The 19300-nt window shown below is 71.3% G+C and carries 12 protein-coding genes, 1 tRNA gene, 2 pseudogenes and 1 riboswitch; of the genes and pseudogenes, 5 read left to right on the forward strand and 10 right to left on the reverse strand.

What is annotated here, in order from left to right; genetic code table 11:
* The first annotated feature begins 87 nt into the window (after positions 1-87).
* From GL325_RS16010 to GL325_RS12140, 5 genes are all read left to right on the forward strand, one after another.
* The gene (locus tag GL325_RS16010) at positions 88-1212 is read left to right on the forward strand and encodes a histidine kinase (protein WP_187769723.1); all 1125 of its coding nucleotides are present in this window, start codon (positions 88-90) and stop codon (positions 1210-1212) included.
* Entirely contained in the window at positions 1209-1805 is a 597-nt protein-coding gene (locus tag GL325_RS16015; RefSeq protein WP_187769724.1) for a response regulator transcription factor, read from the forward strand. The genes GL325_RS16010 and GL325_RS16015 overlap by 4 nt, the downstream gene beginning before the upstream one ends.
* Positions 1806-1837: 32 nt before the next feature.
* Entirely contained in the window at positions 1838-2740 is a 903-nt protein-coding gene (locus tag GL325_RS12130; protein WP_187769725.1) for a metallophosphoesterase, read from the forward strand.
* 18 nt (positions 2741-2758) lie between these two features.
* A tRNA-Pro gene (locus tag GL325_RS12135) sits at positions 2759-2835 on the forward strand.
* 442 nt (positions 2836-3277) lie between these two features.
* Positions 3278-5227, forward strand: a complete 1950-nt coding sequence (locus GL325_RS12140; protein ID WP_187769726.1) for an acetoacetate--CoA ligase — start codon at positions 3278-3280, stop codon at positions 5225-5227.
* Between the two features lie 79 nt (positions 5228-5306).
* On the opposite strand, the gene GL325_RS12145 is transcribed toward GL325_RS12140, so the two are convergent.
* From GL325_RS12145 to GL325_RS12195, 10 genes and pseudogenes are all read right to left on the reverse strand, one after another.
* Positions 5307-6344, reverse strand: coding sequence for an aspartate-semialdehyde dehydrogenase (locus tag GL325_RS12145; protein WP_187769727.1), 1038 nt, complete (start codon positions 6342-6344; stop codon positions 5307-5309).
* Positions 6341-7630 (reverse strand): aspartate kinase, encoded by a 1290-nt coding sequence (locus GL325_RS12150; RefSeq protein WP_154597198.1) that lies wholly within the window; start codon positions 7628-7630, stop codon positions 6341-6343. The genes GL325_RS12145 and GL325_RS12150 overlap by 4 nt, the downstream gene beginning before the upstream one ends.
* 124 nt (positions 7631-7754) lie before the next feature.
* Positions 7755-8351, reverse strand: coding sequence for a recombination mediator RecR (gene recR, locus GL325_RS12155; protein ID WP_187411653.1), 597 nt, complete (start codon positions 8349-8351; stop codon positions 7755-7757).
* 13 nt (positions 8352-8364) lie between these two features.
* A complete protein-coding gene (locus GL325_RS12160) occupies positions 8365-8682 on the reverse strand; it encodes a multidrug efflux SMR transporter (RefSeq protein ID WP_154597508.1) in 318 nt (105 codons plus the stop codon).
* Between the two features lie 10 nt (positions 8683-8692).
* A riboswitch (guanidine-III (ykkC-III) riboswitch) is annotated at positions 8693-8759 on the reverse strand.
* A gap of 8 nt (positions 8760-8767) precedes the next feature.
* Complete coding sequence (locus GL325_RS16125; RefSeq protein ID WP_369412462.1) at positions 8768-9340, reverse strand: aminodeoxychorismate/anthranilate synthase component II; 573 nt, start codon at positions 9338-9340, stop codon at positions 8768-8770.
* A gap of 135 nt (positions 9341-9475) precedes the next feature.
* A pseudogene (locus GL325_RS12165) lies at positions 9476-11455 on the reverse strand (aminodeoxychorismate synthase component I); the annotation flags it as partial.
* A gap of 301 nt (positions 11456-11756) precedes the next feature.
* A pseudogene (locus tag GL325_RS12170) lies at positions 11757-13403 on the reverse strand (DNA polymerase III subunit gamma and tau); the annotation flags it as partial.
* A gap of 45 nt (positions 13404-13448) precedes the next feature.
* Positions 13449-17513: an InlB B-repeat-containing protein gene (locus GL325_RS15770; RefSeq protein ID WP_187769730.1), complete on the reverse strand. Its 4065-nt coding sequence runs from the start codon at positions 17511-17513 to the stop codon at positions 13449-13451.
* A gap of 88 nt (positions 17514-17601) precedes the next feature.
* On the reverse strand, positions 17602-18198 hold the full coding sequence (locus GL325_RS12190) for an HAD family hydrolase (RefSeq protein WP_154597196.1): 597 nt from the start codon (positions 18196-18198) through the stop codon (positions 17602-17604).
* A 121-nt stretch (positions 18199-18319) separates the two neighbouring features.
* Entirely contained in the window at positions 18320-19297 is a 978-nt protein-coding gene (locus tag GL325_RS12195; RefSeq protein WP_154597195.1) for an alpha/beta hydrolase, read from the reverse strand.
* Positions 19298-19300 lie beyond the last annotated feature (3 nt).

The raw sequence follows: 19300 nt of genomic DNA on the forward strand, positions 1-19300 counted from the left end.
GGCGTCACGGCGGCGGGACCGGCCAGAGTGCGGCGTCACCACAACTCATGACATCTGTCATGCGCCCTCTCGGATACGGTCGTCGGCGTGAGTCCGAATCCCGACGGCTTCGTCGCCACCTGGCGCTACACCGCGACGAGCCTGTGGCTCTACGTGGTGATGGGCCTGATCGGGCCGGTGGTTCGCGCCCTGGCGGACCTTGCAGAAGGCATCGCGGTCGTCCGCACCGTCGGGCTGCTCGTCGTCATCGCAGCGGTCGTGTGGTTCTCCTGTCGTCCGCTGATCGCGGCCGCGAAGGCGGGGCTCGGTCAGCAGCAGTTCTCCTGGGGGCAGCGGGTGAGATACCTGGCTCCCGCGTTGCTGGTCTTCCCGCTGGCGTGGCTGCCGCCCACCTTTCCGCCCGGCGTCGTCCTCGTGCCCTGGCTGGTCGTGTCGCTGCTGGCGATCGACCTCGCACCGCGGTGGCGCAACAACGTGGTGCCGCTCGTGCTGGTGCTGCTCGTCGGGTTTTACGCCATCGGGGGGTGGGAGCAGCTGCGCGACCTCGACGACGAGGGCGGCTACGTGCTGGGCTACCTGGCCCTGTTCCTTCCGGTCGTCTGCATCTTCCAGGTCTGGCTGTGGCAGCTCATGCTGCAGGTCCGGTCGAAGGGCGAGGCCGAGGCCGACCTGGCCGCGGTGCGCGAGCGGTTGCGGCTCGCGGCCGACCTGCACGACGTCCAGGGCCACCACCTGCAGGTGATCGCGCTCAAGGCCGAGCTGGCCGAGCGCCAGCTCGACCGGGACCCCGAGGCCGCCCGCGCCTCGATGCACGAGGTCCAGCAGATCGCCCGGGAGGCCATCGCCGAGACGAAGGAGATCGTGCGGGGTTACCGCCGCACCAGCCTGCGCGAGGAGATGGCGAACGCCGCCGCCGTGCTCGAGGCCGCCGGCGCCGCCGTCGAGGTCGACTGCGCCGAGGAGCTCGAGCAGCCGCTCTTCGCCCTGGCGCTGCGGGAGGCGACGACGAACATCCTGCGCCACAGCGACGCGACCTCGGTGCGGATCGCCGCGTCGCCGCACCGGTTCACGATCACCAACGACGGGGCAGGCCCGTCGGCGTCGTCCCACGGGACGGGCCTCGCCTCGCTGACCGAGCGCGCCGCCGCCGCCGGTGGCCGACTCGCGGTGCGGCGCGATGACGGTCTCTTCACGCTGGAGGTGACGGTGTGATCCGCGTGGTGGTCGTCGACGACGAGGAGATGATCCGCAGCGCGATCGTGGCCCTCCTCGCGCTGGAGGAGGACCTCGACATCGTGGGCGAGGCCGCGAACGGCGCGGACGGCCTGGACCTGGTCCGGTTGCACGAGCCGGACGTGGTCCTGCTCGACCTCGAGATGCCACCGACCGACGGGATTGAGGTGTCGACCCAGATCGCACCCCCGGCGCGCTCGGTGCTCATGACCCGCCATGCTCGTCCCGGCGTGCTCCGGCGGGCCATGGCCGCCGGGATCTCGGGTTTCGTGCCGAAGTCGAGCCCGGTGTCCACGCTGGCACAGGTGATCCGCGAGGTCGCGGCGGGACGCCGCTACGTCGACTCCGAGGTCGCCGCGGCGGCGCTCGAGGCCGAGACGTGCCCCTTGTCGGACCGCGAGCTCGACGCCCTGCGCCTGACCCGACGGCACGCGTCGATCGCCGAGATCGCCGGGACGCTGCACCTGGCCGAGGGCACGGTGCGCAACTACCTGTCGAGCGCGATGGCCAAGACCGACACGTCCTCGCGGTACGAGGCCGCCGAGCACGCCTACGAGCACGGCTGGATCTGAGTCCGCTGGCACCGCAGGACTAGGCTGCCCGCATGGCACTGGGACGGCTGCTGGCCGCGACGACCGCGCTCGGGCTCGGCACGCTGGGCTACTCGTACATCGAGGCGAGCCGCCGGTTCGTGGTCCGCGAGTTCACCGCTCCCGTCCTGCCCGCCGGGCACGAGCCGCTGCGGGTGCTCCACCTCTCCGACATCCACCTGCTGCCCGGCCAGCTGCCGAAGCGCGAGTGGCTCGAGTCGCTCGCCGCGCTGGAGCCGGACCTGGTCGTGAACACGGGCGACAACCTCGCGCGCGCGGACTCCGTGGCGCCCTTGGTCGCCTCGCTCGCCGGACTGCTCGACGTCCCCGGCGTGTTCGTCTTCGGCTCGAACGACTACTTCTCGCCGAAGCTGAAGAGCCCCACGTCCTACCTGAGCGGCGGCACGGGAGTCGACGTCGGCGGCGACTGGAGCCGGCCTCGGGACCTGCCCTTCGAGGACCTGCGCGCCGCCTTCACGCAGCAGGGGTGGCTGGACCTCAACAACGACCGGGGCGAGCTGACGGTCAAGGGCACGCACATCGCCTTCACGGGTGTCGACGACCCGCACCTGCGGTTCGACCGGCTCGACCACCTGCCCGCCGACGCCACGGCGGACCTGCGCATCGGGGTGGCCCACGCCCCCTACCTGCGCGTGCTCGACTCGTTCAACGCCGCCGGGAACGAGCTGATCCTCGCCGGCCACACGCACGGAGGCCAGCTGCAGGTACCCGGCTTCGGCGCCCTGGTCACCAATTGCGACATCGACCGGGCCCGCGCGAACGGCCTGCACACCCACCGCACGCCCGGTCACGACGCCTCCTGGTTGCACGTCTCAGCGGGCTGCGGCACCTCGCCATTCACCCCGTTCCGGTTCTCCTGCCGACCCGAGGCGACAGTTCTCACCTTGACCGGGTAGAATCTCCAAGGTTGCACACGGGGTGTGGCGCAGCTTGGTAGCGCGCGTCGTTCGGGACGACGAGGCCGCAGGTTCAAATCCTGTCACCCCGACCAGTGCCTCAGCACGATCAGATCCTCGGAACCCTCGGGTTCCGGGGATCTTTTCGTTGTCGGTCCGCGACGCGCGGCAGGCTTCGATCGGCACGCAGCCTCACTGGTGTCGACTGCATCACAATTCCCATCCTTTTCTCCAGAAACGGCCCTTGGTCACTGGGAGAGTTGGGCAAGATGTGGTCTGTTCACCGGAGGGGGACCGGGAACCCGGCAGGCCCAGGAGCGTTGGTGTGACGCGATCGGAGCAGGGAGAACTGCCGTGAAGCCGTTGCGTCACCCGACCTGGTCGGAACGTGCCGGTGTGGGCGGGGGCACGCCGACGTCGAGACGATCGTCGACCTGCTGGGGAAGGCAGGGTCGCCGATCGTCTCGACGCATCGGTCCTGGGGCCGTCCTTCCGCGCCGCGCCGACACAGCGCCATCGCCGTCCTAGACTGCGGGCATGTCCGCCGACGTCCTCTGGAAACCGCCTCACCGGGGCACCACGCCGATCGAGCAGTTCGCGGCGTGGATCGCGCAGAGCCGGGGCGTGGACGTCCCCGACTACGACTCCCTGTGGCAGTGGTCGGTCGACGACGTCGCCGGGTTCTGGGGCGCGTGGCTGGAGTACCTGGAGCTGCCGTACGACGGCGACGCCACCGAGGTCCTGCCGGACGCCTCGATGCCCGGGGCCCGCTGGTTCCCCGACGTCCGGTTGAACTACGCCGAGGCGATGCTGCGGCTGCCCGGCCGCGCCGACGACGACGTCGTGGTGGTCGGCCGCTCGCAGAGCCGTGACGAGGTCAGCCTGACGGCCGCCGGTCTGCGCGACCAGGTGGCGCGGGCACGGCAAGGCCTGATCGATGCCGGCGTCGGCCCCGGCGACCGGGTCGCCGCGTACTCGCCGAACATCCCCGAGACGCTCGTCCTGCTGCTGGCCGCGGCCAGCCTTGGCGCGATCTTCTCCTCCTGCGCCCCCGAGTTCGGCACGCAGAGCGTCATCGACCGCTGGCAGCAGATCGAGCCGGTCGTGCTGCTGGCGGTCGACGGCTACCGCTACGGCGACAAGGGCATCGACCGCCGCGAGCAGGTCGAGACCATCACCGCCGCCCTGCCCAGCCTGCGCACCGTGGTGTGGCTGCCGTACCTCGACCCCGCCGCGCCCGCGCCGGACCGGGCGATCACGTGGCAACAGTTCACGGCGACCGGCGGCCCGCTGGAGTTCGCCCGGGTCGCCTTCGACGCGCCGTTGTACGTCCTGTTCTCGTCGGGCACCACGGGCCTGCCCAAGCCGATCGTGCACGGGCACGGGGGCATCACGATCGAGCACCTCAAGGCGCTCGCCCTGCAGAGCGACCTGGGGCCTGCCGACCGCTTCTTCTGGTTCTCCACCACCGGCTGGATGATGTGGAACTACCTCGTCTCGGGGATCGGCGTCGGAGCCACCGTGGTGATGTTCGACGGCAACCCGGCCCACCCCGACCTGGGCGAGCTGTGGCGCATGGCGGCCGAGGTCGGCGTCACGTACTTCGGCACCAGTGCGCCGTATCTGCTGCAGTGCCGCAAGGAGGACCTGCATCCCGCGCAGATCGCGGATCTGTCGTCCCTGCGTGCGATCGGCTCCACGGGCGCCCCGCTGCCCGAGGCCGGGTTCCGGTGGGTCTACGAGGAGTTCGAGCCGCACGTGCAGCTGTGCTCCGTCTCGGGCGGCACCGACACGTGCGCCGCCTTCGTGGGAGCCGCACCCACCGTGCCGGTCTACGCCGGCGAGATCTCCTGCCGCTGCCTGGGCTGCGACGTCGACGCCTTCGACGAGTCCGGGCAGCCGGTGCGCGACCAGCTCGGCGAGCTGGTCATCAAGCAGCCGATGCCCTCGATGCCGGTCGGCTTCTGGGGCGACGATGACGGCTCGCGCTACCGCGCCGCGTACTTCGAGGACTTCCCCGGCGTCTGGCGCCACGGCGACTGGATCAACCTGACGTCGTACGGCTCGTGCACGATCACCGGGCGCAGCGACGCCACCCTCAACCGCGGCGGCGTGCGGCTGGGGACCTCGGAGTTCTACTCGGTGGTCGAGTCGCTGCCCGAGGTGGCCGACAGCATCGTCGTGCACCTCGAGGACACCGAGGGCGGCGCCGGACGGCTGCTGCTGTTCGTGGCGCTGGTCGAGGGCGCACGGCTGGACGACGCCCTGACGAAGCAGATCACCACCGAGCTGCGGTCCAAGCTCTCGCCGCGCCACGTGCCCGACGAGATCCACCAGGTGCGCGGCATGCCGCGCACGCTCTCGGGCAAGAAGCTCGAGGTGCCCGTCAAGAAGATCCTGCGCGGCACCCCGGTCGACGAGGCCGCCGCGAAGGGCGCCCTGCAGAACCCCGAGGTCCTGGACGACTTCGAGGCCTTCCGCGCATAACGAGATTTGCTCCGATTTCTACCTTTCAAACCCTCTGAAAGGTGGAAATCGGAGCAAATCTCGGGACGTCCGGGGTGGATCAGACGAGCAGCTCGGCGATCTGGATCGTGTTGAGCGCGGCGCCCTTGCGCAGGTTGTCGCCGGTGACGAACAGGACCAGGCCCTTGTTGCCCTCGACCGACTGGTCCTGACGGATCCGGCCGACGAAGCTGGGGTCCTGGCCGGCCGCGTCGAGCGGGTTCGGCACGTCGGCCAACTGCACGCCGGGGGCGGACGACAGGATCTGCGTCGCCTGCTCGGGCGTGATGTCGTCGGCGAACTCGGCATGGATCGACAGCGAGTGGCCCGTGAAGACCGGCACGCGCACGCACGTGCCCGCGACCCGCAGGTCGGGCAGGCCGAGGATCTTGCGCGACTCGTGGCGCAGCTTCTGCTCCTCGTCGGTCTCGTGCGAGCCGTCGTCGACGATCGAGCCCGCCAGCGCGACCACGTTGAACGCGATCGGCTTGACGTACTTGACCGGCTCGGGGAAAGACACGGCGTGACCGTCGTGGGTCAGCGCGTCGGCCTTCTCGACCGTGGCGAGGGCCTGCGAGTGCAGCTCCTCGACGCCGGCCAGGCCCGATCCGGAGACGGCCTGGTAGCTGCTGACGGTCAGCCGGACGAGGCCCGCGGCGTCGTGCAGCGGCTTGAGGACCGGCATCGCGGCCATCGTGGTGCAGTTCGGGTTGGCGATGATGCCGCGATCACGCGGGCCGTCCGCGGCCGGGATGTCGTGCGGGTTCACCTCGCTGACGACCAGCGGGATGCTGGGGTCCTTGCGCCAGGCGGACGAGTTGTCGATGACGGTGACCCCGGCCTCGGCGAAGCGGGGCGCCTCGACCTTGCTCATCGTGGCGCCGGCGCTGAACAGCGCGATGTCGAGGTCGGAGACGTCCGCGGTGGCGGTGTCCTCGACGACGATCTCCTGGCCGCGGAACGGCAGCGTCTTGCCGGCCGAGCGTGCCGAGGCGAAGAAGCGGACGGACTCGGCGGGGAAGTCGCGGTCCTCCAGCAGCTGGCGCATGACGGCGCCGACCTGGCCGGTCGCGCCGACGACTCCGATGCGTGCGCTCATCGTCCGGTCCCTCCGTACACGACGGCCTCGGTGTCGGCCGCGCCCAGGTTGAACGCCTCGTGGGCGGCGTTGACGGCCGCGTCGACCTCGTTCTCGCCGACGACGACCGAGATGCGGATCTCGGAGGTCGAGATCATGCCGATGTTGACGCCGGCGGACGCCAGCGCCTCGAAGAACGTGGCGGTGATGCCGGGCTGCGAGCGCATGCCCGCACCGACGATCGAGACCTTGCCGACGGAGTCGTCGTACTGCAGGCGCTCGAAGCCGATCTGGTCCTTGAGGCGGGCCAGGGCGGTCATGGCGGTCTGGCCGTCGTCGCGCGGCAGCGTGAACGAGATGTCGGTCAGGTTCGTGGCGGCGGCCGACACGTTCTGGACGATCATGTCGATGTTGATCTGGGCCTCGGCCAGGGCGCGCAGCACGGGGGCGGCGTAGCCCACCTTGTCGGGGACGCCGACGACGGTGATCTTGGCCTCGCTGCGGTCGTGGGCGACCCCGGAGATGATGGCGTGCTCCATCGCCTGTCCTTCTTCCGTGTACTTGCTGACGTCTTCACTGGCCACGACCCACGTGCCGGTCCTGTCGCTGAACGACGACCGCACGTGGATGGGCATGGAGTTGCGGCGGGCGTACTCGACGCACCGCAGGTGCAGGATCTTGGCGCCGTTGGCGGCCATCTCGAGCGTCTCCTCGTAGGAGATCGCCGGGATGCGGCTGGCCGTGGGCACGATCCGGGGATCGGCGGTGAAGATGCCGTCGACGTCGGTGTAGATCTCGCAGACGTCGGCGTTCAGCGCCGCGGCGAGCGCGACGGCCGTGGTGTCCGAGCCGCCGCGACCGAGCGTCGTGATGTCCTTCGTGGTCTGCGAGACACCCTGGAAGCCCGCGACGATGACGATCGCACCGTCGTCGATGGCCGACTGCAGCCGGCCGGGCGTGACGTCGATGATCTTGGCCTTGCCGTGGACGTCGTCGGTGAGGACGCCCGCCTGCGAGCCGGTGAAGCTGCGCGCCTCCTGGCCGAGCGTCTCGATCGCCATGGCCAGCAGCGCCATGGAGATCCGCTCGCCGGCGGTCAGCAGCATGTCGAGCTCGCGGCCCGGGGGCAGCGGCGACACCTGGTTCGCGAGGTCGATCAGCTCGTCGGTCGTGTCGCCCATCGCGGACACGACGACGACCACGTCGTGACCGGCCTTCTTGGTCGCCACGATGCGGTTGGCGACTCGCTTGATGCTGGTGGCGTCCGCCACCGACGAGCCGCCGTACTTCTGCACGACGATGCCCATGGACATTTCCTTGCTTCAGAGGGTTTGCAGGCGCAGTGGGTCGGCGCCACGCTGCGCCGGCGTCAGTCTAGCCCGTGGTCGCTGGGATCCTCGGCTCCTGTCCCGGGGGTGGACGGGGTGCGCGTCAGCCGACGGCGGTGCGGCCCTCGAAGGCGCGCCCGAGGGTGACCTCGTCGGCATACTCGAGGTCGCCGCCGACGGGCAGGCCGCTGGCGAGCTTGGTGACGCGCAGGCCGATCGGCACCAGCATCCGCATCAGGTACGTCGCGGTGGCCTCACCCTCGAGGTTGGGGTCCGTCGCGATGATGACCTCGGTGACGGTGCCGTCCTGCAGGCGCAGCAGCAGTTCCTTGATGCGCAGCTGGTCGGGGCCGATGCCGGCGATGGGGCTGATCGCGCCGCCGAGCACGTGGTACCGGCCGCGGAACTCGCGCGTGCGCTCGATCGCGATGACGTCCTTGCTCTCCTCGACCACGCACAAGACCGTCGCGTCGCGGCGCGGATCGGCGCAGATGCGGCAGGTCGTGTCGACGGTGACGTTGCCGCACACCGAGCAGAACAGGACCTTGGTCTTGGCGTCGACGAGGGTCTGGGCGAAGCGCTTCACGTCGTCGGGATCGGCATCGAGCAGGTGGAAGGCGATCCGCTGGGCACTCTTCGGGCCGATGCCCGGCAGACGTCCGAGCTCGTCGATGAGGTCCTGGATCACACTTTCGTACACGTCGTCAGCCTAGTCAGTGGTCCAGCATCTTCAGCCCGACGACGCACCCGACGAGGCCCAGCAACAACGCGATCTTGGCCACGGACGCGGGCTCGGAGCCCGTGAGCATCGCGTAGGTGACGGTTCCGGCGGCGCCGATCGCGACCCACACCGCGTAAGCGGTGCCGGTCGGCAGGTCGCGCATGGCCCAGGCGAGACCACCCATGCTCACGACGACGGCACCGGCGAAGACGAGGGACGGACCGAGCTTCGTGAAGCCCTCGCTACGGCCCAGGGCGGTGGCCCACACGGCCTCGAACAGACCCGATACGACCAGGACGATCCACGACATGACGCACTCCTTCGTGGCCGTCTTGTCGCGCTCCGGGTACGACTCCACTCGTCCGGCGGCCGTGAAGGGCCGTGGTCCCATCCTCTCAAACGACGCCAGGGGCGGGGTGCCGACGCAGGAAGGTCGCCAGCAGGTCGTGGCCGTGCGAGGTCAGGATCGACTCGGGGTGGATCTGGACGCCTTCGACGGGCAGGTCGCGATGACGCACGCCCATGACGATCCCGGAGCCGGTGCGGGCGGTGACCGTCAGCGGCTCGCGGACGTCCTGCACCACCAGGGAGTGGTAGCGAGCGCAGGTCAGCGGCGACGGCAGGTCGGCGAAGACCCCCAGTCCGTCGTGGTGGACCAGGGAGGACTTGCCGTGGACGACCTGCTCGGCGCGGACGACGGTGGCTCCGTGGACCTCGGCGATGACCTGGTGGCCCAGGCAGACGCCGAGGACGGGCGTGTGGGGCCCGAACCGGCGCACCACCTCGGCGCTGATGCCGGCGTCCGCCGGGGTTCCCGGCCCCGGGGAGACGACCACGTGGGTGAAGTCGCCGGCCAGCAGGTCGTCGACACCGACCTCGTCGTTGCGCACCACCTCGGTACGGCCGCCCAGCTCGCCGACGTACTGCACGAGGTTGAACACGAACGAGTCGTAGTTGTCGATGAACAGGACCCGAGCGGTCGCGGACGGGTCGGTCGACCTCGCGGGGGCGCGCGGTGCGGTCTCGCGATGCTCGAGGGCGCTCGCGAGGCGTGCCGTGACGGGACCGGGCGTCCAGCGGCCCACCCCCTCGCACGAGGTGACCGGCACGATGCCGCGCAGGGCGTTGGTGGCGAACACCTCGGTGGCGGTCGCGAGGTCGGCCGTGGTCATCCGGTGCTGGAAGACGGGCAGGCCCAGTGCGGACGCCAGCTCGATGACGCGTGCCCGAGCCGTGCCCGGCAGCAGCCGTCCGTCCAGCGCCGGGGTGTGCAGGCCGTCGTCCAGCACCGCGAAGAGGTTGGCGCGTGCCGTCTCGAGCACCGAGCCGTCGGTGTCCGTGACGAGCGGCTCGTGCCCCGGCACGACGGGGATGCGAGCGCGGTCGGCCCACTTGTGCGGGCCCAGACCGCCGGGGACCACACGCGCCACGAGCGACCAGGCCGGCTCGGTGGGCGTGAGCGGTGCGGTCGCCATCGAGATCCCGACGTCCCCGCCCTGCGGTGCGGCGTCGATGCGCAGGCGGTGCGGACCGATCAGTCCGGCCACGCGGGCGTGCACCGCCTCCTCCAGGCCGGCGCGCACGGTGGTGCCGTGGACGGCGCGGACGCTGGCGTCGAGTCGGGCGAGGTGGGCGTCGAGGTCGACGGCGCGCCCGTCGAGGACCAGGACGGTCTCGAAGACCCCGAGATGGACGTCGACGGGCCCGCTCGGACTCGGCTCGGGCTCCGTGGCCGTGGCGGCGGGTGCCGGTGGCGCGACCAGATCGAGCCGGCCGCCGATCGCGTCGATCAGGGGTCGGGCCTTGTCGAGGCACTCGGCGTACTCGCCGGCCGGGTCGGAGTCGGCCACGATCCCGCCCCCGACGCCCAGCCACACCCGGGTGGTGCCGTCGGGCGCCGTCGCGAACTCGAAGGTGCGGATCACGACGTTCATCTCGAGACCGGCGGCGGCGCTGACGTGGCCGATCGCGCCGGTGTAGGCCTCGCGCCCCGTCGCCTCGAGCTCGGCGATGAGCTCCATCGCGCGCACCTTGGGGGCGCCCGTGACCGATCCGGGCGGGAACGTCGCGCGCAGCAGGTCACGGTCGGTTGTTCCGGCGGGCAGGTGGGCCACGACGTCGGAGACCAGGTGCCAGACGCTGTGCCGCTCGACCCGGTTCAGCGCGGGCACCCGGACCGAGCCCGGCACGGCGACTCGGCCGAGGTCGTTGCGCATGAGGTCGACGATCATGACGTTCTCGGCCCGGTTCTTGGCCGAGGCCTCGAGTTCGCGCGGATCGGTCGACAGGGCAGCGGTGCCCTTGATCGGGGAGGTGAGGACCTCGTCGCCGGTCCGGCGCAGGAACAGCTCGGGCGAGAAGCTGGCCAGCGCGCCCTCGGGCGACGAGACGTAGGCGGCGTAGGCGGGCTTCAGTCGCTCGACGCCCGCGCAGAACGCGTCGAGGGGGTCGCCCTCGAAGGTGGCCTCGAGTCGCGCACAGAGGTTGACCTGGAAGATGTCGCCGGCTGCGATGTGTCCGAGCGCCCGGCTGATCGCGTCGCGGTGGGCCTGCGGGCTGGGGGTCATGTCGAACCTGCCGACGTTGAACGGAGCGGCCACCGTCGGCGCGCTGACGGTCGCGATGAGCTCCTCGATCCGCGCGGGATCGGGGTCGCCGATCGACTCCAGCCACCAGGTGCCGCGCACCCGGCGCAGGACGAGGTCGTAGAACCCCGCGCGGTGGTCGGGCTGCGGCATCGGCCGGGGCGGCCCTTCGGGCAGGTGCTCGACCTGGCTGCCGAGGCGATAGCCCCAGGCGCCGATCCAACCGCCGCCGAAGCCGTCGGCGTCCAGTCGGGGCAGGTCGACGTCGTCCCACGTCTCGAGCAGCCGGACGGGCTCGCAGGCGATCAGCGCCTCGCCTTGGTGCCACGCGCCCAGCAGGGCGACGAGGCGGTCGCGGCCGCGGAGCCGACGCAGGACCTCGGGGGGCGTGGCGGTCAGGTCGAGCCGGCGCCGGACCGGCACGTGCGAGGGGTCAGCGGTAGGGGGTCTCGTCAATGACCTCGGCCCCCAGGTGCTCGGCGAGGAGCGCCTCCGCATCCTGCGAGCCGTCGTCGACGACGGGGTCGTTCGGGTCGACGCCGGCGTCGGGATCGACCCGCGTGATCGGGACGGGACCCTGACGCAGTGCCTCGCGGACCGACTCGGGCACCCGCGACTCGGTGGGTGCGGACGGTGCCGCAGCCGGCGTCGCGGCCGGTGCCGAGCCGCCGGCCGGCGCGCTGCCGGTGGGCGAGGCGGAGGGATCGACGATCGCCTCGATGCGCCACTGGACGGCCATGACGTCGGACAGCGCCTGCTGGACGATCTGGTCCGAGCCACTCTTGACGAACGAGTCACGCGCGCCGGTGTTGACCAGGGCGAGCGTCAGCGTGGAGCCGTCGAGCGCCGCGACCTGCGCGTTCTGGCTGAGCATGACCCACGTGAATCGGCGCAGGTGCTGGACGCGCTCGAGGACCTGGGGCCACATCCGCCGCACGTCGGCGGTCGTGAGTTGCCCGGGAGCGGCGGGTGCGGGAGCGGCGGGAGCGGGAGCCGCGGTCTCGACCGGTGTCGTCTCGGCGACGGGCGCCGGGGCGGGCTCGGCAGGACGTGTGACCTCGGCTGCCGGGGCGGTGGGCACTGCGCTGGTGCTGGGCGTGGCGGGCGCTGCGACCGGTGCCTCGGGACGCGGCTCGTCGCGCTCGGCCGGTGTCTCGTCGGCAGCCGGGGCGGCCGGGGCGGGAGCGGGTTGAGCGGGAGCGGGCGTCGCGGCGGCAGGGGGAGCGGCCGCGGGCGCGGGCGCCGGAGCAGCCGGCGGCGCGACGACGGTCTCGGGCGCCGGGGCAGCCCCGGAGAGGCGTCGCTCGAGGCGGTCGAGGCGGGCGTGGAAGCCCTCGACGGAGTTGTCGGCACCGGGCACGAGGATCCGCGCGCACATCAGCTCGAGCATCAGCCGGGGGGCGGTGGCCCCGCGGAACTCGGTGATGGCGGTGCTGACGAGGTCGGCCGCCCGCGTCAGCTCGGTGGGCTCGAAGCCCGCGACCTGACGCTGCAGGACGGCCGTGCGATCGGCCGGGGTCTCGAGCAGGCCCGACTCGGCGGCGGTGGGAACGGCCTTGAGGATCACCAGGTCGCGGAAGCGCTGGAGCAGGTCCTCGGCGAAGCGGCGCGGGTCCTGACCGGACTCGATGACCTTGTCGACGACACCGAACACGGTGGCCGCGTCGCTGACGGCGAAGGCCTCGATCGCCTCGTCGAGCAGCGAGTCGGGCGTGTACCCGAGCAGCTGGACGGCCAGGTCGTACGTGATGCCGTCGGGGCCCGAGCCGGCGAGCAGCTGGTCGAGCACGCTGAGCGAGTCACGCACGGACCCGCCGCCGGCGCGCACGACGAGGGGCAGCGCGGTGGGCTCGAGGCGCACATTCTCGCTCTGGCACAGCTGGAGCATGTAGTCGCCGAGCAGCTTCGGTGGGACGAGCCGGAACGGGTAGTGGTGGGTCCGCGAGCGGATCGTGCCGATGACCTTGTCGGGCTCGGTCGTGGCGAAGATGAACTTCAGGTGCGGCGGCGGCTCCTCGACGAGCTTGAGCAGCGCGTTGAAGCCCTGCGGGGAGACCATGTGGGCCTCGTCGATGATGTAGACCTTGTACCGGCTGCTGACCGGGGCGAAGAACGCCCGCTCGCGCAGGTCGCGCGCGTCGTCGACGCCACCGTGGCTGGCCGCGTCGATCTCGATGACATCGATGCTGCCCGGGCCGCCGCGCGCGAGGTCGCGGCAGCTCTGGCACTCGCCGCACGGATCGGAGATCGGCGCCTTCTCGCAGTTGAGCGCGCGCGCCAGGATCCGGGCGCTGGTGGTCTTGCCGCAACCGCGCGGGCCGCTGAACAGGTAGGCGTGGTTCACCCGGTTGTTGGCCAGGGCGTGACGCAGTGGTGCGGTCACGTGATCCTGACCGATGACCTCGGCGAACGTCTCGGGCCGGTATCGCCGGTACAGAGCCAAGGGGGGTGCGTCCACGGAGACCAGCCTAGACGCCCGCGCCGACAGTGGTCATCGGCGCCGCGCACGTCTCGTCGTGCCGACACCGGCGAGCAGGAGCGCCAGACCGCACGCGAACCACCAGGCGGTCGCCGTGCTGCCGGTTTCGGCCAGAGCCGCGTCGTCCTGAGCCTGCTTTGCGGTTGCCTCGGGGTCGTCCGCATGGTCCGTGGGCTCGTCGACGGCGACGGGCAGCGGCTCGACCTCGATCAGCAGGGTCGAGGTCGCTCCGTCGGTGTGTGTCGCGGTGATGGTGTGCGGTGACGCGTGCGGGAACGTGATCCGGTTGCCGGCGATGACGTCGGTCGGGACGGAGCTGGTGAAGGTCACGTCGTCGGTGACGTCGCCGAGGTCGTTGCCGAACCGGTCGGTGCCGGTCACCGTCAGGACGATGGTGTCGCCCTGGCGAGCTGCGCCGGTGAAGCCCACTTCCATGCCGTCGACCTCGCCGAGGACGACCGCGACGTCCACCAGGAGGGTGGCGACGGTGCCGTTCGTGTGCGTCGCGGTGATGGTCCGCTTGCCGGCCTTGGTGAAGGAGATCTCGTCTCCGTCGATGACGTCGGTGGGGTCGGAGCTGGTGAACGTCACGTCGCCGGTGACGTCACCGAGGTCGTTGTTGAAGCGATCGGTGCCGGTGGCCGTCAAGGTGATCGTCTCGCCCTGGGCAGGAGTGCCGGTGGAGGCGAGATCCAAGGTGACGACCTCGTCCAGGACGACGGCGACGTTGATCGCGAGCGTGGCGGTGGTGCCGTTGGAGTGGGTTGCGGTGACGATTCGGGTCCCTGCCTCGGTGAAGGAGACCTGGTCGCCGTCGATCACGTCGGAGGCGATGGAGCTGGTGAAGGTCACGTCGCCGGTGACGTCGCCCAGGTCGTTGCCGAACCGGTCGGTGCCGTCTGTCGCCAGGGTGACGGATTCGCCCTGAGCGGCCGTGCCGGTGAAGGTCGGCACCAGCTGGGACAGCACCGCCGCCTGGACCGTCAACTCGAGCTCGGCGGTATAGGTGCGCCCACGGACCTCGGTCGAGGCCACGATCGTCGCCGTGCCGGCACGCGTGCCGAGGAGCTCCCAGCCGCCGCCCTCCGGGATGAGCGAGGCGCCGGTCGGAAGGGTGAGGTCCCAGTCGGCGGGGTCGACGGTGACGGTGTCGCCGCTGCCGTCGGTCAGGGTGAGGTCAACCGCGACCGGGTCCCCGGCCGTCACGGTGGTGGCCGAGCGGTCGAACGCCGCGATGCCCTCGTCCCACGTGGCGGTCAGTGCCACGGGAACGGCTGCACCGTTGGTGCTCGGGCCGAGCAAGGGCGTGGTGGCGGTGAACGGGTCGCCCGCGTGGGTCCAACCAGTGAACACGTCGATGCCGCGGGTCGGGTCTGCGGGAAGGGACCGATGGCCAGCCGTCATGGTCGGGCCGTAGATCTTGACGGTGTCGCTGCCCGCGGTGACGGCGTAGTGGTGACCAGTGACCGACGCGGTGACGTCGCTCAGCGCGATGATGCCCTGGTTGTCGAGCGCGACGCGGCTGCCGGCGATGGCGCCACCGGCGGTGGGGTCGGCGACCGTGCCCAGGACCTTGCCCGTGGAACCGATGCTCGCCGAGGCGAACCGGTCGACGTTCAACGCGCTGCTGGGCAGCCGCAGCGTGCCGTCCACCTGCAGGTGACCCCGCGGGAAGCTCGGGGTGCCGGATGCGGATGCCGCGTACGCCGGGCCGTCGATCGACGTGACCGTCGCGCCGGCGCCGATCGTGACGTCGGGCCACGAGTTCGTGAAGGACCCTCCGAGACCGGAGTTCTCGTCCGTGCCGGACGCGGTGAGCGTGCCGCCGGTGATGTCGATGTGGGCGAGCCGGGAGAGGTGCCCGCCTGTTCCGCCGGACGAGTGGCCGGCCCCGGTGGCGGTGACGGCACCGCCCGAGACGGTCAGCGACCCCTCGCTCGAGCCGGGTGCGTGGCCGGCGAAGGAGCCGGGACCGATCGCGGAGGCGTTGGAGCCGCTGGTGGCGTCAACCGTGCCGCCGGAGATGGTGATGTCGCCCGCAGGGCTGCGGCCGCCACCACCGATGCCGCTGGCGGCGGCGCCACCGGTGGACGTGACGGTGCCGCCGGTGATCGTGATGTCCACGGGAGTGCCGAGCTCGCCGCTGCCGATGCCGGAGCCTGACTCACCGCCGGTCGCGGTGACCACGCCACCGTTGATCGTGATCGTGCCCGGGGCGCCGCCCTCGGCACCCCCGATGCCGGCGCTTCGTCGGCCGCCGGTGGCCTCGATGGTGCCGCCGTCGACGACGAGGGCGGCCCCGCTGGTGCCGATCCCGGCCTCGCTGGTCGAGGTGCTGGTGAGGGTCCCGTCGCCCTGCGAATCATCGACGGTCAGCGTCTTGTCGCTGGCGATCGTGACGCCCGCGGCGGTGAGGCCATGGCCGTTCAGGTCGAGGGTCAGCGTGCACGCGACGGGCACCGAGGCGGCCGAGGTGATGTCCTCGGGCAGACGCACGATCGAGCCGGGAGTGCATCCCGAACCGAGGTTCGCGGTCAGGTAGTTGCTCACCGTGAGCCACTGGGCGCGCAGGCCGATCGCCACGGCGGAGCCGTTGGTCGAGCCGGTACCGAGGTCCGTCGTCTCGGAGATTCGCGTCGCGGAGCGATGCCACCCGTCGAAGACGTGGCCGCTGCGCGTGGGTCGCGCCGGCAGGGTGACGCCGGCGGCGCGCAGAGTCGGCGCATAGATCTTCGCCCTCGGCGCGCCGCCGGGCCCGGCGGTGCCCGAGGCGAGGTCGTAGGAGACGGTGAAGTGATGGTTGTTGACCTTGGCGGTCGATGCCACCGAGGTCGGTCGGATCGCGCCGTTGTTGACGATCGTGCCGCTGCCGGTGATGACCGGGCCGGCCTGGGGATCGCTCTCGAGGCCGAGGACCTGGCCAGTACTGCCGATCGTGTAGACGCCGTTGTACGTGTTGAGGATGCCGTTCGTGCGGACCGTGCCGTTGATCGTGACCCGCACCTTGGCGTCGGCGTCGGCACTGTAGTCGAAGGCGTCGCCCCCGTAGCCGATCGCGGAGGCGAGGGGCCCTCCGGTCGCGGTGACGGCGGCGTGCTCACCGATGAGGATCGGACCGCGGGAATATCCGTCGTCCCCGGTCCCGATGCCGGCGCCGCCCTCGTCCGTCGTGCTGTACTGGCCGCCGCGTCCGATGGCGGTGACGGTTCCTCCGGTGATCGAGATCGGGCCTTGGCTGCGGTTGTAGCCGCCGCCGATGCCGGCGCCTTGGTAGCCGCCGGTCGCGTGCACGGTCCCGCCGCTGATGGTGGTCGTCCCCGAGTCGGCCCAGCCGTTGCCGCCGATGCCGGCGGACATCGCTCCTCCCGTGGCAGTCACGGTGCCGCCGGTGATGTTGAGGGTGGCGTTCGCGGGAACCGTGAGGCCGGCGATGGAGTGCGCTCCGGTGGTGGTGATGGTGCCGCCGGCGATCGTGAGCTCGGAGCCGGCTGTGGGAGACATCGCCGCGATGCGGTAGTGGCGGCTCGAGGAGGTCAGCCGCCCGCCGCCGACGGAGTCGTCGATGGTCGCCCGAGATCCGCCGTCGACGAGCAGTCCCTCGAGATTCAGGTCGAACCCGGCGAGGTCGAGCGTGGCGTCGCACGAGACGACAAGGACCTGACCGCTGACCGAGACGTCCGCCGCCAGTCGGGTCACGTCACCCGCGGCGCAGGTCGACACGGCCTGCTGGAGCTGCCAGTAGGTCCTGACCTCCGTGATGGCGCCGGCAGCGGCGAGGCGGGTCTCGGCCTGTCGCTGCGTCGGCCTCGACCTCGGTGTCGCGGAGGCGCTGGGCTCGGTCGTCGGTGCCGCGGTGGGCTGCTGGGATGCCTCGGCCGCCGGCTTCTCCGTGGGAGCGGAGGCGGTGGGCTGGGTCGGGTCGCTCGGCAGTTCCTCGGTCGGCTCCTCCGACGGCGCGAGGGCGGCCGGGGGGGTCTGACCGGGGTCGTCGATCGCGTCGTCGGCGACCGCTGGGACGGATACCCCGACGACGAGCGCGACGACGGCAGGGACGAGAAGGTGCGAACGCGACGACATGGGGGATCTCCGAGATGGATCAGCTCCCCCGAGCGTCGGCGATCTTACTACCGCGGTCGGAAGAGCTGTCACCTGCGTCACATGCGGCTCACGCACCCCGCAGGAGCGAGACCACGGCTGCCAGGTCGCTCACGACGTGGTCGGCTCCGGCGTCGCGCAGCTCCTCGGCCGAGCACGGCCCCGACGGGACGGCGATGCCGGTGACTCCGGCGATGCGCGCGGCGTCCATGTCGTGCACGTGGTCGCCGATGTAGGTGTCGGCGGACTCGCGCACCAGCACCTCGGCCTTCTGCTCGCGCCAGGCGTCGCCGATGACCGCGTCGTACGGCAGGCCGAGGTGGTCGAGGTGCAGCGCGGCGTTGTCGCCGGCCTTGGCGGTGATGACGATCGCGCGTCCGAGCTCGCGGGCGGCCGTGAGCACCTCGGCGGCGCCGGGCATCGCGAGGACCCGGGGGATCGCGATCTCGGGGTACATGGCGCGGTACCGGGTGAACATCTCGGGCACGGCCTCGGCCGGGAACCAGTGCTCCAGCTCCCAGGTCAGCGGAGGACCGAGTCGCGACACCGCCAGCTCGGCGTCGATGAACACGCCCGTCTGACGCGAGAGCTCCTCGTACACGGCGCGGATCCCCGGACGCGAGTCGATCAGCGTCATGTCCAGGTCGAACCCGATGGTGCGGCTCATGGCGCCACCCCACCTCCCACTTTTGGAAACGGATTCACGTGCATCGGCCGAATCGAGGTGAATCCGTTTCCAAAAGTGGGCAGGGGTGGGGCCAGCCGGGCCGCCGCGGCCCAGGGAGTGCTCACGGGATCCAGCGGTCGAGCCACTCCGCGGTCAGGCGATACGCCTCGGCCCGCGGCTCGTCGTTCGAGAGGTAGACGTCGTGGCGCGCGCCGTGAACCGGCAGGGACGTGACCGCGTCGCCGAGACACCCGGACCAGCGCACGATCTGCCGCACGTCGAGCACGGCGTCGGAGGTGTCGGTCTTGGCGTGGTGGTTGCGGCTGAACCACGTGCGGTGCGACCGCAGCACGAGCGACGGCACGCCGATGTCCAGGCCGCGGTGCAGCTGGGCGTGACCGCGCCGCACGGCTCCCATCCAGCCGTACGTCACCGGGAAGCCCTCCAGCGGCTTCCACGCGATGTCGTAGTCCCACTGGCCGCCGCGGGACGAGTGCAGGCTCGCTCCGTAAGAGTCGGTGAAGGGCAGCTTCATCCGGTCGAGAGGCCGAGCCTTCGCCACGCTGCGGACGACCGTCGTGCCCACCGTGCGCATCCACGCCGGCCCTTGCAGGTCGAACCACGGGCTGTTGAGCACTATCCCGGCGATGCCGCGGGCGCGCGTGCCACCGGGCAGGAGGTTCATCCGATCGAGCCACAGGGGCAGGACCAGGCCGCCGGTCGAGTGCGCCGAGAGCACGATCGGCACGTCCGGCACCTCGGAGCGGACGATGCGCAGCGCCTCGTCGAGCTCGGCGTCGTAGAGGGACAGGTCCGAGACGAAGTGAGGCGTCTGCCCCTCGTCCAGCGAGCGGCCGCACTTGCGCAGGTCGAGCGAGTAGAAGGCGTAACCGCGATCGGCGTAGAACTCGGCCAGCTCGGTCTGGAAGAAGTAGTCGGAGAAGCCGTGGACGTAGATGACGGCGGCCCGCGGCTCGCCCTCGAACCGGCGTCGGACGAGCGTCGCGCGGATGGCGCCCTCGCCGTCGGGGTCGGTGCCCAGGTCCAGCGTCAGCTGCTCGTACGGGTCCTGGAGGATGTCCTCGATCCAGCCGGTCATGGT

It is taken from the genome of Aeromicrobium sp. 636, assembly GCF_024433585.1.
GTDB lineage: Bacteria > Actinomycetota > Actinomycetes > Propionibacteriales > Nocardioidaceae > Aeromicrobium > Aeromicrobium senzhongii.